A 13,006-nucleotide genomic window follows, 5' to 3' on the forward strand; every position below is an offset into this window, starting at 1 on the left:
AAGGTAGAGATCCGTGAAAAAGGATTCCCTCAAAGGCTGGTTCAAGAGCGGCGCCCCAGGCGTCTGGATCAGCGGTGGCGCGGTTGCCATGGCGGTGATCATGACCATCGGCCTGCTGTCGGTCATCGCCGTGCGAGGCCTGGGCCACTTCTGGCCGGCCGACCTGGTCCAGGCCACCTACAAGGTGCCTGGCCAGGCTGATCACATCGTCGTCGGCGAAGTGGTGCAAAAAGAAGAAGTGCCCCGTGCACGCCTGAAGGGTGCCGGCTTGCCGGTACCTGATCAGGGCCCGGAGTTCATGACCCGTGAGCTGATCAAGGTCGGTAACCGCGACCTCAACGGCAGCGACTTCACCTGGGTGGTGGGCGACTGGCTGGTCGATGAGCAACGCCCGGTCGACCTGATGGCGCTGGAACGCCGCGAGTGGGGCAACTTCTACGGCTACCTGGTCAGCGTCAAGGAAGAAGGCCGCGTGGTCGCCGAAGGCCCTGTTGCCTGGAACGAACTGCAGGCCCGCCTCAAGCGCGCCAACCAGCTCAATGGCGAATTGCAGCAACTCGAGAAAAAAGACATCGGCGCCATCAACCATGGCCTCGAACGCCTGCGTTTGCATAGCCGCAAGCTGGAGCTGGAGGGCAAGCTCGATGCCGCTGCCCAGGCCGACATGGACGCCGAGCGTGCCGAGCTGAACAGCCGCTACAAGGCCATCGAAGACCGCCTCAGCGGCCTGCACCAGGCCTTCTCCCGCGACAGCCTGGTGGCACGTGATGCCAACGGCCGCGAAGTGGAGATCAACCTGAGCAAGGTGGTGCACGCCATCCAGCCGAACGGCATGTCCGGGCTGACCAAGATGGGCACTTACTTCGCCAAGGTCTGGGAGTTCCTCAGCGACGACCCGCGTGAAGCCAACACCGAGGGCGGCATCTTCCCGGCCATCTTCGGTACCGTGATGATGACCCTGATCATGGCCGTGATCGTGACCCCGTTCGGCGTGCTGGCTGCAGTCTACCTGCGCGAATACGCCAAGCAGGGGCCAGTGACGCGCCTGATCCGCATCGCGGTGAACAACCTGGCGGGTGTACCGGCGATCGTCTACGGCGTATTCGGCCTGGGCTTCTTCGTCTATGTACTGGGTGGCTCGATCGACCGGCTGTTCTTCCCCGAGTCGCTGCCGGCACCCACCCTGGGCACCCCGGGCCTGCTGTGGGCCTCGCTGACCTTGGCGCTGCTGGCGGTACCGGTGGTGATCGTGGCCACCGAAGAAGGCCTGGCGCGGATTCCACGCACCGTGCGCGAGGGCTCGCTGGCCCTGGGCGCGACCAAGGCCGAGACCTTGTGGAAAATCGTCCTGCCGATGGCCAGCCCGGCCATGATGACCGGCATGATCCTCGCCGTGGCCCGCGCCGCGGGTGAAGTGGCGCCACTGATGTTGGTGGGTGTGGTGAAGCTGGCGCCGTCGTTGCCACTGGATGGCAACTACCCGTACCTGCACCTGGACCAGAAGATCATGCACCTGGGCTTCCACATCTATGACGTCGGCTTCCAGAGCCCTAACGTCGAGGCCGCGCGCCCGCTGGTGTACGCCACCGCGCTGCTGCTGGTGCTGGTGATCGCCACCCTCAACCTCTCGGCGGTGTGGATCCGTAACCACCTGCGCGAGAAGTACAAGGCGCTGGACCACTGATCCTGATTACAAGCGTGCCGCCTGCAAGCCGGGCGGCCCTTTGAAACGAATTGATAGCGTATGGAGTTGACCATGCAGCACGAATCCCATACCCACGGCATCGACATGTCTGCCCTGGGCCGCGACAAGCAGAGCCTGCGCCTGGCCGAAGAGACCGTGGCCATCGAAGTACCGGGCCTGAGCCTGTTCTACGGCGACAAGCAAGCCTTGTTCGACGTCAGCATGAATATCCCCAAGCAGCGCGTGACCGCCTTCATCGGCCCGTCCGGCTGCGGCAAGTCGACCCTCCTGCGTACCTTCAACCGCATGAACGACCTGGTTGACGGTTGCCGCGTGGATGGCGCCATCAACCTGTATGGCACCAATATCTACCGCAAGGGCGAGGACGTGGCCGAGCTGCGCCGCCGTGTGGGCATGGTGTTCCAGAAGCCGAACCCGTTCCCCAAGACCATCTACGAGAACGTCGTCTACGGCCTGCGCATCCAGGGTATCAACAAGAAGCGCACCCTCGACGAAGCCGTCGAATGGGCACTGAAGGGCGCCGCCCTGTGGGATGAGGTCAAAGACCGCCTGCACGATTCGGCCCTGGGCCTGTCGGGTGGCCAGCAGCAACGTCTGGTCATTGCCCGCACCATCGCCGTGGAGCCAGAAGTATTGCTGCTCGACGAACCGTGCTCGGCACTGGACCCGATCTCGACGCTGAAGGTCGAAGAGCTGATCTACGAATTGAAATCCAAGTACACCATCGTCATCGTGACCCACAACATGCAACAGGCGGCGCGCGTCTCGGACTACACCGCCTTCATGTACATGGGCAAACTGGTCGAATTCGGGGACACCGACACCCTGTTCACCAACCCGGCGAAGAAGCAGACCGAAGACTACATCACCGGTCGCTATGGCTAGTCGGTCTGCCAGCCGCAGGCCTGGGGCCAAGGGATAACACGAACGACTTGAAGCTTGCGGCTTGAGGCTTGCAGCTTTTTCGCGGAGCGAAACGATGATCAACAAAGAAAGCCTTACGCATCACATCTCCCAGCAGTTCAACGCCGAGCTCGAAGAGGTGCGCAGCCACCTCCTGGCCATGGGCGGCCTGGTCGAGAAACAGGTCAACGACGCGGTAACCGCGCTGATCGAGGCCGATTCGGGCCTGGCTCAGCAGGTGCGCGAGGTCGATGAGCAGATCAACCAGATGGAGCGCAACATCGACGAGGAGTGCGTCCGCATCCTCGCCCGCCGCCAGCCAGCGGCGTCCGACCTGCGCCTGATCATCAGCATCTCCAAGTCGGTGATCGACCTGGAACGCATCGGTGACGAGTCGACCAAGATCGCCCGACGCGCCATCCAGCTGTGCGAAGAAGGCGAGTCGCCACGCGGCTACGTTGAGGTGCGCCACATCGGCGACCAGGTGCGCAACATGGTGCGCGACGCGTTGGACGCCTTTGCCCGCTTCGATGCCGACCTGGCGTTGTCGGTGGCGCAGTACGACAAGACCATCGACCGCGAGTACAAGACCGCGCTGCGCGAGCTGGTGACCTACATGATGGAAGACCCGCGTTCGATTTCGCGGGTGCTGAGCGTCATCTGGGCCTTGCGTTCGCTGGAGCGTATCGGCGACCACGCCCGCAACATTTCCGAGCTGGTGATTTACCTGGTGCGCGGCACCGACGTCCGCCACATGGGCCTCAAGCGCATGAAGGCGGAAGTGCAGGGCACCAGCGGCGATGAGGCCGAAAGCGCTAATGTTCCGGGCCAAGCGGACGATAAATAGTATTGCTCCCGAGCCTCAACGCCCGGCTTAGGCCGGGCGTTTTCGTTTGCGGTCGAGCAGCCATCAGGCACCCGCGAACGGTGTGAAGAAGTCCCGCTCCACGCGCAGTTGTGGCAAGTAGCCATCACTTGCCGGTAGGCTAGTCGGGATTCAAGAGGAGTATCGATGAGTAAAGTCAATGTGCTGGTCGTGGATGACGCCCCGTTCATCCGCGATCTGGTCAGGAAGTGCCTGCGCAATGCCTTTCCGGGCATGGTCATCGACGATGCGGTCAACGGTCGCAAGGCTATGGCCATGTTGGGCAAGGAGCCGTTCGACCTGGTCCTGTGCGACTGGGAAATGCCCGAGATGTCGGGCCTGGAGCTGCTTAGTTGGTGCCGTCAGCAGCCCGCGTTGAAGAGCTTGCAGTTCATCATGGTGACCAGCCGTGGTGACAAGGAGAACGTGATCCAGGCCATTCAGGCCGGTGTGTCCGATTTTGTCGGCAAGCCGTTCACCAACGAGCAGTTGCTGACCAAGGTAAAGAAAGCCCTGACCAAGATCGGCAAACTCGACAGCCTGATGGCCACTGGGCCTGCGCGGGCGAATTCGGCGTTTGCCAACGATTCGCTGAGCGCGCTGACGGGCGGCAAGCCTGAAGCCGTCAAGGTCGCGACGCCTGCTGCCGCGCCGGCCAAGCCGTTGATCAATGCACCGGCACCGCCTGCGGCTGCACCCAGTGGCCGTGGCCAAGGCCAGTTGCGCCTGTCTAGCGGCACACAGCCGTGCGTGATCAAGGCGTTGAGCCTGAAAGAGGCGCTGCTGGTGGTGCGCCGCAGCGAAGCGCTGCCGCAGGTGCTGGAGGGCGCGGTACTGGACCTGGAGCAAGGCGAAAACGCCGAAGTCGCGCGCCTGAACGGTTACCTGCATGCCGTTGCGGCGCTGGAGCCCAAGCCAGACAGTGACTGGCTGCAGCTGACCTTCAAGTTCGTCGATCAGGATGCACAGAAGCTCGACTACCTGTCGCGGCTGATTGCCCGCGGCACGGCGCAGAAGCACTTCACGCCCGGCGCCTGATCCACGCTGCCACTTTGTAGGAGCGGCCTTGCGTCGCGAAAGGGCTGCGCAGCAGCCCCACGATTTCGACGTTGACGCAGATATTGTTGGGGCCGCTTTGCGGCCCTTCGCGACGCAAGGCCGCTCCTACAAGGGTTCGTATTTGGCGCGGAATAACCATCCGACCAACTGTCATATCCCCCGCCAAACCGGCTGCTAGGCTTCGACAGATCACAACTGTCAAAAAGCCACTATCATGCCCGCCCGCCTGCTGCTGTTCTGTGCATTGCTCATGGCCTCGGCGTCGAGCCTGGGCGTGACCCTCTACCCGATTACCGATGCCAACGGTGTGGGTGCCTATACCGACCGGCCAGGCCCCGGGGCCAAGCCGATCGAGCTGCATGAATCCATGGTCGAGCGGCAGGAAAGCCAGGTGCGGCTCAACGCGATCGTGTTCCAGGGCGGCGTGAGCTTTTCTGCGCGCAATGAATCGCATGTGCCGGTGCAGGTCGAATTGCACCTGGACAAGCTGATCAACGCCCAAGGCGGCAATGCGCCGCGGATCGTGCGCAGGGTGCTGCCAGGGCGTTCAACTCAGTTGCTCAGCGTGCTGCGGGGCCGCCCTGGGACGTTGCTGGGCTATCGCTCGACGCTGCTGCAGGCAATGGGCGACCCGGGGCTGCGGCCTCAGGGTTATCGGTACGCCTTCCCCTGGCTGGGCGGGCCGTTTCGGGTGACGCAGGGGCCCAACGGGCGCTTCAGCCATTTTGGCCCCAAGGGGCGCTATGCCATGGATATCGCCATGCCTGAGGGCACGACCATCATTGCGGCCCGCGAAGGGGTGGTGGTGAATGTCGAGAACAGCCAGACCGGGCGTGGCAGCAACCCGTCGGGCAATTTTGTCAGGGTCTTGCACGCCGACGGCACCATGGGCGTGTACCTGCACCTGATGCGCGGTTCGGTGGTGGTGGCTGAGGGGCAGCGGGTGAAGCAGGGGCAGTTGCTGGCCAAGTCCGGCAACACCGGCAACAGCACCGGCCCGCACCTGCATTTTGTGGTGCAGCGCAACGTGGGGTTGGCGCTGGAGTCGATACCCTATCAGTTCGACAGGCCGATCAGTGGGCTGCCCGACTTTACGGCGGGCAACCCCTGAACGAGGGACCGTAAGGTCAATCCAGCTTCAGCACCTTGGCCAGCACGATCTTCGGCCCTTTCATCTTCTTGATGATGATGCGCAGGCCTTCAACCTCAAGCACTTCTTCCTCTTCAGGGACGCGCTTGAGTGTTTCATACACCAGCCCAGCCAGGGTCTCCGCCTCGATGTGGTCCAGGTCGATGCCCAGCAGGCGCTCGACCTTGAACAGCGGCGTGTCACCACGCACCAGCAGCTTGCCCGGCTGGTAGGCGAGGATGCCGCGCTCGGTCTTGCGGTGTTCATCCTGGATATCGCCGACCAGTACTTCCAGCACGTCTTCCATGGTCAGGTAGCCGATTACCTTGCCATCGGCTTCCTCGACCAGCACGAAATGCGCGCCGCCCTTGCGGAACTGCTCCAGCAACTGCGACAGCGGCATATGCCGGGAAACCCGCTCCAGCGGGCGGGCCAGGTCTTCGAGGTCGATGGTTTCGGGCAGGTGGTCGAGTTCGGCCAACTCCAGCAACAGGTCCTTGATGTGCAGCAACCCGGTGAACTCTTCGCGTTCGGCGTCGTAGACCGGGTAACGGCTGAACTTGTGGCGGCGCAGCAAGGCCAGGATCTGCTTGAGCGGCGCGTGCGCGTCGATGCTGACCATGTCCTCGCGGGAGTTGGCCCAGTCGACCACTTCCAGCTCGCCCATTTCCACTGCCGAGGCCAGCACGCGCATGCCCTGGTCGCTCGGGTCCTGGCCACGGCTGGAGTGCAGGATCAGCTTGAGCTCTTCGCGGCTGTAATGATGCTCATGGTGCGGGCCAGGCTCACCTTGGCCAGCAATGCGCAGGATGGTGTTGGCGCTGGCATTGAGCAGGTAGATGGCCGGGTACATCGCCCAGTAGAACAGGTACAGCGGCACCGCGGTCCACAGCGACAGCAGCTCGGGCTTGCGGATCGCCCAGGACTTGGGCGCCAGCTCACCGACCACGATGTGCAGGTAAGAGATGACGAAGAACGCGACGAAGAACGAAATGCCCTTGATCAGCTCTGGCGTGTCCACGCCCATGTAGGCCAGCAGCGGCTCCAGCAGGTGGGCGAACGCCGGCTCGCCGACCCAGCCCAGGCCCAGGGAGGCGAGGGTGATGCCCAGCTGGCAGGCGGACAGGTAGGCGTCGAGCTGGTTGTGCACCTTGCGCAGGATGCTGCCACGCCAGCCGTGCAGTTCGGCGATGGAATCGACGCGGGTTGAGCGCAGCTTGACCATGGCGAACTCGGCGGCAACGAAGAAGCCGTTGAGCAGCACCAGGAGCAAGGCAAAGATGATCATGCCGAAATCGGCGAATAACGAGGTGAGGCTGATACCAGGGGAAGGGTCCATGATGGAGTTTTTACGGGGTCCGTCTTTGAGGAATGGAGAAAAAAAGTGCCAGCACAGGCTGGCACAGGGGATCCAATGTAGCGGTTGAAGCCGCAAAAGCAAAGGGTGATGGTCTTGATGGGGTTGCAGTGCAGCCTTCTCAACCCTTGCCGTTGGCCAATTGTGCCGGCGCAAAGTGACAGGTAAAGGTGCTGCCATGCCCCGGCACGCTGCTGATCTCCAAGCGCCCGCGATGGCGCAGCAGCACATGCTTGACGATCGCCAGGCCCAACCCCGTGCCCCCGGTATTGGACGCCCGGCTGGAGTCGACGCGGTAGAAGCGCTCGGTCAGCCGTGGCAAATGCTTGGCATCGATGCCGATACCCGAATCCTGCACGCTGAGGTGCGCACCCTGGGCATCGGCCCACCAGCGGATACGAATGCTGCCCTCGTCCGGGGTGTACTTGACCGCGTTGAACACCAGGTTAGAGAACGCACTGCGCAGCTCTGCCTCGCTGCCCTTGAGGCTGACGCCGGGTGCGGCTTCCAGGCTGATGCGCTGGTTACGTGGGCCGGACAGCGCCTGGGCATCGCCCTTGATCGACTGCAGCAGGGCATCGACGGGCACGGGCAGGTTGTCGGAGGGGTAGTCGGTGGCCTCCAGCTTGGCCAGCAACAGCAAGTCATTGAGCAGGGTCTGCATGCGTGAACCTTGCTGGCTCATCTGCTGCAGGGCTCGGGTCCAGCGCGGGTTCACGTCCTCGACGTTGTCGAGCAAGGTTTCCAGGTAGCCGGTAATCACCGTCAGCGGCGTACGCAACTCGTGGGAAACGTTGGCGACGAAGTCCTTGCGCATCTGTTCGAGCTGATGGATGCGGGTGACATCGCGCACCAGCATCAGGTGCTCGTTATTGCCGTAGCGGGTGATGTGCAGCTGCACACGCATCCGGTCATTGATCGGCGAAGGGATTTCCAGCGGTTCGACGTAGTTCTCCGCTTCGAAGTATTCCTTGAAGCGAGGGTGGCGCACCAGGTTGGTCACCTGTTGGCCGCCGTCCTGCGGGGTCTTGAAGCCCAGCAGGGTTTCGGCGGCGCGGTTCCACCATTCCAGGTTGCCGTCGCTGTCGAGCATGATCACCGCGTCGCGCAGCGCGGCAGTGGACTCCTGCACCCGGTCGATCACCGCCTGCAGGCGGCCGCGTACGCGTTGGTCGCGACGTTGCAGGTGGTAGATGCTGTCGAACACTTCGCCCCACAGGCCGTAGCCGTCTGGCGGGGCCTCGTCGGGTTGATGGTTGCGCAGCCAGTCATGCAGGCGCAGCAGCTGCTTGAGGGTCCAACCCAGGTACAGGGCCAGGCCGATGGCCAGGCTCCAGCCGTAATAACCGCTGACCAGCCCGCCGAGCAGGCAGACAGAGATAAGCAGCAGCAGGTGGCGAATCAGGGTCGCGTGCCAGTTCTGGTTCAATTGACGGTCCTTGTACAACGTCGTGCAGCCAGGCGTGCAGGCGTATCAGCTCTTGGTCGAGAAACGGTAGCCAGTGCCGCGGACGGTTTGTACCAGATTTTCGTAGGCTTCACCCAGCGCCTTGCGCAAGCGGCGGATGTGCACGTCGACGGTACGCTCCTCGACATAAACGTTGCCGCCCCAGACCTGGTCCAGCAACTGGCCACGGGTGTAGGCGCGCTCCTGGTGGGTCATGAAGAACTGCAGCAGGCGGTATTCGGTGGGGCCCATCTCGGCCGGTTTGCCGTCGATGGTCACGCGGTGGCTGATCGGGTCAAGCAGCAGGCCACCGACTTCGATCGGCGCCTCGCTGTCGCTCGGGCCGGTGCGACGCAGCACGGCTTTCAGGCGGGCGACCAGCTCGCGGGGCGAGAAGGGTTTGGTGATGTAGTCATCGGCGCCCACTTCCAGGCCTTGGATCTTGTTGTCCTCTTCACCTTTGGCGGTGAGCATGATGATCGGGATGTCCCCGGTCAGCTCGTCACGCTTCAGGCGGCGGGCCAGTTCGATGCCCGAGGTGCCCGGCAGCATCCAGTCGAGCAGGATCAGGTCAGGCTTGCGGTCGACGATGATCGCGTGGGCCTGTTGCGAGTTCTCCGCTTCCAGGCAGTCGTAGCCGGCCATTTCCAATGCAACGGCGATCATCTCGCGAATAGGCGCTTCGTCGTCGACGATCAGAATGTTCCTGCCAACCATGCTCAAAACCTCTCCTGGAAAATCGTGTCTGGCCCGCATTAGATAACGGAATTATTGCAGCTGTGTGACAGAGCATTGGCTGTTCTGGCGACATTCCATGACTGGACTAGGCTTGAAAGGGCCGCTGCGGCGGCTATCAGAACTCATTTCCCCGGAAACAATGGTGAATCCAATGACACGACATACGCTGAGCTGGATGGCCCTTCTTGCTGCGCTGGTACTCCCGGGGGTGGCCTCAGCCCACCATGCGATGGAGAAGGATGGCATGTGGGTCGATCATGCCGGCATGACGCTGTACACCTTTGACAAGGACGCTGGGGGCAAGTCGATGTGCAATGGCGAGTGTGCGACCAACTGGCCGCCATTGAAGGTGATGGATGGTGAAAAGGCCGATGGCAAGTGGACACAGATCAAGCGTGACGATGGCACGATGCAATGGGCCTATGACGGCAAGCCGCTGTACACCTTCGTCAAGGACAAGAAGGCTGGCGATACCACCGGTGACGGCATGAAAGACGTCTGGCACGTGGCCAAGCCGTGAGATAGCCGGGGCCGCTGTGCGGCCCTTCGCGGCACAAGGCCGCTCCCACATTGATCGGCGTATGGGGGACCATGTGTGGGCTTGCCAGCGATGCGGCCGGAACAAGCACCACAAGACAGTTGCTCCCACATTGATCGGCGTATGGAGGACCCTGTGGGAGCGGCCTTGTGCCGCGATGGGCTGCAAAGCAGCCCCAGGGGAGTCAGCGCAATGCGTAATCCAGCACGACCCCAATGAACACCAGCAACCCCGCCCAGTGATTGTGCAGAAACGCCTTGAAGCACGACTCGCGGTCCAGCTTGCGCGTCGACCAGAACTCCCAGGCAAAGCACAACGCCGCCCCCAGCAGCCCCAGGTGGAACCAGCCGCCCAGCTCGAAGCGGCTCCCGGCCAACAGCAGGCAAGCCAACGACAGCAACTGCAAGGTCAGGATGATCACCCGATCGGCTTCGCCAAACAGGATGGCCGTCGATTTCACGCCGATCTTCAGGTCATCGTCGCGGTCGACCATGGCGTAATAAGTGTCGTAGCCCACGGTCCACAGCAGGTTGGCGATGTACAGCAGCCAGGCACTGGCCGGCAGCTCGCCCCCGGCAGCGGTGAACGCCATGGGGATACCCCAGGAATACGCGGCGCCCAGCACCACCTGCGGGTAATAGGTGTAGCGCTTCATGAACGGGTAGCAGAACGCCAAGGCCACGGCGCCGAACGACAGCCAGACGGTCCGGCTGTTGGTACACAGCACCAGCAGGAAGCTCACCCCGACCAGGATCGCGAACAGTGCCAGCGCCTCGCGGGGCTTGACCCGGCCGCTGGCCAAGGGGCGGTCGGCGGTGCGTTTGACGTGGCCATCGACCTTGCGGTCGGCAAAGTCATTGATGCAGCAGCCAGCAGCGCGCATCAGTACCACGCCAAGGCCGAAGATCAGCACGTTGGCCAGGGTCGGCGAACCTTGCCCTGCAATCCATACAGCCGACAGGGTCGGCCACAGCAGCAGGTAGATGCCGATGGGGCGGTCCATGCGGCTGAGTTGGACAAAGTCCCAGGCGCGTGGGTGCACGCGGTTGAGCGACTTGAGCAGTTGCAGGTACATCAGCGGTTTTCCTCCTTGGCCGCTTGCCACAGGGCTGGCAGGAACACCTCGGCTACCAGCAGGTCCAGGCCGTCCCGTTCAAAGCGTGAGCGTCGGCCCCAAAGCGCATCATGGCGGGCCTCGGTCGGTAACCAGGCCTGTGGATAACTGCACACGTGCAGTGGGTGGCGGATGAACGCCTGGTCACAGAACAGCAACTCGCCCAGCGAGCGGCTGCCCAGGGTCTCGAGGTCCAGGCCACCGCGCTCCAGGGCACTGCGGCTGGCCACGCTGCGGGCGAACACCCAGGGCTGGCCGTGGCCACGCAGGTACACCTCGCGCACCCAGCCTTGCGCCCCCGGGGAGATGCCCAGGGCCAGGCATTCGTCATCACGCAGTGGCTGCCAGCCTTCCAGCAGCGGGGTGACGGAAAAATGATCGTGGGACAGGCGGGTCAGGCGGCGGGTCAGCGAGCCCTCGTCGAACAGCCAGTCCAGGGTCGGCTGGTCGATCTCGGTCGCCAGCTGTGAATACGGCAGCCACGCGACAGCGGCTGCTTGCGGGGATTCGTACGACACGTCGGTATGCTTGTTACAGCCAGAGAGGCGGCGAGCTTAGCATGATTGCCCCGACTGCTTGCATACTGCTGGCAGGGCCAGTAAAAAGCCCCCAAAGATTGCGCGGCGGCCCCCTGGCGGGCCATCAGCAGCGACACAAGCCCGAGCCTGAAACGAGGAATCCGTACCGATGAAAAAATGGCAATGTATTGTATGTGGCCTGATCTACGACGAAGCCGAAGGCTGGCCCGACGACGGCATCGCCCCCGGCACCCGCTGGGAAGACGTGCCTGCAGACTGGCTGTGCCCCGACTGCGGCGTCGGCAAGAGCGACTTCGAAATGATCGCCATCGGCTGATCATCCCCTTTTACCACCCTGAGGTAAGCACGACATGACGTCCCCCGTAGTCATCATCGGTACTGGCCTGGCCGGCTACAACCTGGCCCGTGAATTTCGCAAGCTCGATGGCGAGACGCCGCTGCTGTTGATTACCGCCGACGATGGTCGTTCCTACTCCAAGCCCATGCTCTCCACGGGTTTTGCCAAGCTCAAGGATGCCGATGGGTTGTGCATGGCCGAGCCAGGCGCGATGGCCGAGCAGCTCAAGGCCGAAATCCGCACCCACACCCGTATCAGCGGCATCGACCCCGGCCACAAGCGCCTGTGGATCGGCGAAGAGGCCGTGGCCTATCGCGACCTGGTGCTAGCCTGGGGCGCCCAGACCGTGCAGGTGCCGATCGAGGGCGACGCTGGCGGGCAGGTATTCCCGATCAACGACCTGGAGGACTACGCACGCTTTCGCGCCGCCGCTGCCGGCAAGCAGCGCGTGCTGATTCTGGGCGCCGGCCTGATTGGCTGCGAATTCGCCAATGACATGAGCCTGGGCGGGTTCCAGGTCGAGGTGGTGGCCCCGTGCGAGCAGGTGATGCCGACCCTGTTGCACCCAGCCGCCGCCGCTGCCGTGCAGGCCGGGCTAGAGGGCCTTGGCGTGCGCTTCCACCTGGGCCCGGTGCTGACGCGCCTGCAGCAGGTTGCGCAGGGCCTTGAGGCGCACCTGTCCGACGGCAGCGTGATTGCCTGCGACCTGGTGGTTTCAGCCATCGGCTTGCGCCCCCGTACTGATCTTGCCGCCGCTGCTGGCCTGCAGACTAATCGCGGCGTGGTGGTGGACCGGCAGTTGCGCACGTCCCACGCCAATATCTTCGCCCTGGGCGACTGCGCCGAGGTGGACGGCATCAGCCTGCTCTATGTGATGCCGCTGATGAGCTGTGCCCGCGCCTTGGCGCAAACCCTGGCCGGCAACCCCACGGCCGTCAGTTACGGGGCGATGCCGATCACCGTGAAGACCCCGGCGTGCCCGCTGGTGGTCTCGCCGCCCCCGCAAGGGCACGACGGCAACTGGCAGGTGGAGGGGCAGGGCAGCGACCTCAAGGTGCTCTGCCACGATGCCGACGGCAAGCTGCTGGGCTATGCCCTGACCGGTGCGGCCGTGATGGAAAAGCTGGCGCTGAATCGTCAGCTACCCCCGGTAATGGCGTAAATAGCGGGCGTTCTGTCGGGTTTATCCTGTTGTTGCTCACACAATGGCCGCCCAGATACTGGCGCGGCCTCGGTGGGCGTGCCATTCTCACTCCCGTCTGCCGCAGATTAGAG

At 63.3% G+C, this 13,006-nt stretch carries 13 protein-coding genes; 8 read left to right on the forward strand and 5 right to left on the reverse strand.

All coding sequences use genetic code 11. The features are described 5' to 3' along the window. The first annotated feature begins 13 nt into the window (after positions 1-13). The 5 genes from pstA to AB7M33_RS09330 all read left to right on the forward strand — a co-directional run bounded on the left by pstA (position 14) and on the right by AB7M33_RS09330 (position 5,643). Positions 14-1,684 carry a phosphate ABC transporter permease PstA gene (pstA, locus tag AB7M33_RS09310; RefSeq protein WP_454242751.1) on the forward strand — a complete coding sequence of 557 codons (1,671 nt, stop codon included), beginning with the start codon at positions 14-16 and terminating at the stop codon, positions 1,682-1,684. A 72-nt stretch (positions 1,685-1,756) separates the two neighbouring features. Beyond that, complete coding sequence (gene pstB / locus AB7M33_RS09315) at positions 1,757-2,590, forward strand: phosphate ABC transporter ATP-binding protein PstB (protein ID WP_252826257.1); 834 nt, start codon at positions 1,757-1,759, stop codon at positions 2,588-2,590. A 94-nt stretch (positions 2,591-2,684) separates the two neighbouring features. Continuing rightward, positions 2,685-3,455: a phosphate signaling complex protein PhoU gene (phoU, locus tag AB7M33_RS09320; RefSeq protein ID WP_027592129.1), complete on the forward strand. Its 771-nt coding sequence runs from the start codon at positions 2,685-2,687 to the stop codon at positions 3,453-3,455. A gap of 165 nt (positions 3,456-3,620) precedes the next feature. Next, complete coding sequence (locus tag AB7M33_RS09325) at positions 3,621-4,511, forward strand: response regulator (protein ID WP_454242752.1); 891 nt, start codon at positions 3,621-3,623, stop codon at positions 4,509-4,511. A gap of 235 nt (positions 4,512-4,746) precedes the next feature. Further along, positions 4,747-5,643 carry a peptidoglycan DD-metalloendopeptidase family protein gene (locus AB7M33_RS09330; protein WP_454242753.1) on the forward strand — a complete coding sequence of 299 codons (897 nt, stop codon included), beginning with the start codon at positions 4,747-4,749 and terminating at the stop codon, positions 5,641-5,643. A 16-nt stretch (positions 5,644-5,659) separates the two neighbouring features. On the opposite strand, the gene AB7M33_RS09335 is transcribed toward AB7M33_RS09330, so the two are convergent. From AB7M33_RS09335 to phoB, 3 genes are all read right to left on the reverse strand, one after another. Continuing rightward, positions 5,660-7,000, reverse strand: a complete 1,341-nt coding sequence (locus tag AB7M33_RS09335) for a hemolysin family protein (RefSeq protein ID WP_027592132.1) — start codon at positions 6,998-7,000, stop codon at positions 5,660-5,662. 139 nt (positions 7,001-7,139) lie between these two features. Further along, the gene (phoR, locus tag AB7M33_RS09340; RefSeq protein ID WP_027592133.1) at positions 7,140-8,447 is read right to left on the reverse strand and encodes a phosphate regulon sensor histidine kinase PhoR; all 1,308 of its coding nucleotides are present in this window, start codon (positions 8,445-8,447) and stop codon (positions 7,140-7,142) included. Positions 8,448-8,492: 45 nt separating this feature from the next. Further along, the gene (phoB, locus tag AB7M33_RS09345) at positions 8,493-9,182 is read right to left on the reverse strand and encodes a phosphate regulon transcriptional regulator PhoB (RefSeq protein WP_003253341.1); all 690 of its coding nucleotides are present in this window, start codon (positions 9,180-9,182) and stop codon (positions 8,493-8,495) included. 172 nt (positions 9,183-9,354) lie between these two features. Between phoB and AB7M33_RS09350 the strand changes: the two genes are divergently transcribed. Further along, a complete protein-coding gene (locus AB7M33_RS09350; RefSeq protein WP_454242754.1) occupies positions 9,355-9,723 on the forward strand; it encodes a COG4315 family predicted lipoprotein in 369 nt (122 codons plus the stop codon). Between the two features lie 202 nt (positions 9,724-9,925). Here the strand turns inward: AB7M33_RS09350 and ubiA are convergent, their stop codons facing one another. Both ubiA and AB7M33_RS09360 read right to left on the reverse strand, forming a co-directional pair. Further along, positions 9,926-10,816 carry a 4-hydroxybenzoate octaprenyltransferase gene (gene ubiA, locus AB7M33_RS09355; RefSeq protein WP_027592135.1) on the reverse strand — a complete coding sequence of 297 codons (891 nt, stop codon included), beginning with the start codon at positions 10,814-10,816 and terminating at the stop codon, positions 9,926-9,928. Continuing rightward, complete coding sequence (locus AB7M33_RS09360) at positions 10,816-11,373, reverse strand: chorismate--pyruvate lyase family protein (protein WP_454242755.1); 558 nt, start codon at positions 11,371-11,373, stop codon at positions 10,816-10,818. The genes ubiA and AB7M33_RS09360 overlap by 1 nt, the downstream gene beginning before the upstream one ends. A 169-nt stretch (positions 11,374-11,542) precedes the next feature. On the opposite strand from AB7M33_RS09360, the gene AB7M33_RS09365 reads away from it, so the two are divergent. Beyond that, positions 11,543-11,710 (forward strand): rubredoxin, encoded by a 168-nt coding sequence (locus AB7M33_RS09365; RefSeq protein WP_027592137.1) that lies wholly within the window; start codon positions 11,543-11,545, stop codon positions 11,708-11,710. A gap of 34 nt (positions 11,711-11,744) precedes the next feature. After that, positions 11,745-12,893, forward strand: coding sequence for an NAD(P)/FAD-dependent oxidoreductase (locus AB7M33_RS09370; protein WP_454242756.1), 1,149 nt, complete (start codon positions 11,745-11,747; stop codon positions 12,891-12,893). Positions 12,894-13,006 lie beyond the last annotated feature (113 nt).

The sequence above is a fragment of the Pseudomonas sp. Y3 TE3536 genome (assembly GCF_053629175.1).

Coding starts and splice junctions, on each gene's coding strand:
- AB7M33_RS09330 (WP_454242753.1), top strand. CDS start 4,747: ATGCCCGCCCGCCTGCTGCTGTTCTGTGCATTGCTCATGGCCTCGGCG.
- AB7M33_RS09365 (WP_027592137.1), top strand. CDS start 11,543: ATGAAAAAATGGCAATGTATTGTATGTGGCCTGATCTACGACGAAGCC.
- phoB (WP_003253341.1), bottom strand. CDS start 9,182: ATGGTTGGCAGGAACATTCTGATCGTCGACGACGAAGCGCCTATTCGC.
- AB7M33_RS09350 (WP_454242754.1), top strand. CDS start 9,355: ATGACACGACATACGCTGAGCTGGATGGCCCTTCTTGCTGCGCTGGTA.
- AB7M33_RS09370 (WP_454242756.1), top strand. CDS start 11,745: ATGACGTCCCCCGTAGTCATCATCGGTACTGGCCTGGCCGGCTACAAC.
- AB7M33_RS09335 (WP_027592132.1), bottom strand. CDS start 7,000: ATGGACCCTTCCCCTGGTATCAGCCTCACCTCGTTATTCGCCGATTTC.
- AB7M33_RS09325 (WP_454242752.1), top strand. CDS start 3,621: ATGAGTAAAGTCAATGTGCTGGTCGTGGATGACGCCCCGTTCATCCGC.
- ubiA (WP_027592135.1), bottom strand. CDS start 10,816: ATGTACCTGCAACTGCTCAAGTCGCTCAACCGCGTGCACCCACGCGCC.
- phoU (WP_027592129.1), top strand. CDS start 2,685: ATGATCAACAAAGAAAGCCTTACGCATCACATCTCCCAGCAGTTCAAC.
- pstB (WP_252826257.1), top strand. CDS start 1,757: ATGCAGCACGAATCCCATACCCACGGCATCGACATGTCTGCCCTGGGC.